Genomic DNA, 326 nt, shown 5'->3' with positions numbered 1-326 from the left:
GGGAAAGCCACAAGAGGCGCGATGCAAGAACAGCGGGATGGTCACTTCGGCGGGTGATAGGTCTGGGGTTAACAGCTTCATGGCAACAACACCTGTATTTATATACAGCCATTATAGCGCACCACCTTTGAACCAGCGCAAGTCCCGCATGCCACAGATGGCGTACCATGGCGCCAATAGATAACAAAGAAGTCAGTATGAGTCACAATCTGTGTGCCCTACCGAAAGAGCAGCAAGAACGGGTCGAGGTCGAGAAGGCCGCCGCGTATGCGGTATGGAAGGAGCGCAACGGTTACTTGGCCAGCGTAGAAAGCGAAGCAAGCCAG

1 protein-coding gene is annotated in these 326 nt (G+C 54.0%); it reads left to right on the top strand.

Going from position 1 to position 326, the window contains the following annotated elements; genetic code table 11:
- Positions 1-167: 167 nt before the first annotated feature.
- On the top strand, positions 168-326 hold a 159-nt coding region (locus AACR93_RS05465), incomplete at its 3' end, for a DUF3283 family protein (protein ID WP_331428986.1).

Source organism: Aeromonas sp. L_1B5_3 (assembly GCF_963866575.1).
In the GTDB taxonomy this organism is placed as follows: domain Bacteria; phylum Pseudomonadota; class Gammaproteobacteria; order Enterobacterales; family Aeromonadaceae; genus Aeromonas; species Aeromonas jandaei.
Note: the sequence above shows the minus strand (reverse complement) of the source record. Positions and strands in the feature narration are given on the sequence as shown.